At 69.6% G+C, this 584-nt stretch carries 1 protein-coding gene; it reads left to right on the top strand.

Going from position 1 to position 584, the window contains the following annotated elements:
* A partial coding sequence (locus AB4Z27_RS29340; protein WP_441646020.1) for a type VI secretion system domain-containing protein occupies window positions 1-584 on the top strand: 584 nt, incomplete at both ends.

The raw sequence follows: 584 nt of genomic DNA, 5'->3' as shown, positions 1-584 counted from the left end.
CTACGCGCCCAGCTCAAGCGCCTGCTGTTGCAGAAGCAGTGGCCGGAGTTGCTCGATCGACTTGAACGCGCCTTTGCGGAGGGCGCCAACCATTTCTGGCTGGACCTCCAGTACTACGCCTTCACGGCGCAGGATCAGGCCGGCGGCGACTACGCGCGCGTCCGGGACCTGCTGGCCACCGACTGCGCGCTGATGCTGGAGCGGCTGCCCGGCATCGAGCAACTGAGCTTTGCCGATGGCACGCCATTCGCCGACGACACCACGCTCGAGTGGATCGCGCGCCACGCCACCGTGCGCGATGTCGAGCGAGGCGAGGCCGTCGCGCCGGTGTCGGTCTCATCCGCCARCACCGACTGGGCGGAAACCGAGGCCCAGGCCATCGATCTCTCCGCGCAGCAGAGTCTGGACGTGGCGTTCGCGTGGCTGCAAGGGCTGCCTTTGCCCGATGGCGAGCGCGACCGCTTCATCCGCCAACTGGTGATGGCGCGCGTGGCCGCCCGCGCGGACCGCGCCGATACGGCGCTGCACCTGCTCGCCACGCTGGAAGCCACCGCCGCGCGCTTCCAGCTCGCGCGCTTCCAGCT

The sequence above is a fragment of the Cupriavidus sp. KB_39 genome (assembly GCF_052114485.1).
Lineage (GTDB): Bacteria > Pseudomonadota > Gammaproteobacteria > Burkholderiales > Burkholderiaceae > Cupriavidus.
Note: the sequence above shows the minus strand (reverse complement) of the source record. Positions and strands in the feature narration are given on the sequence as shown.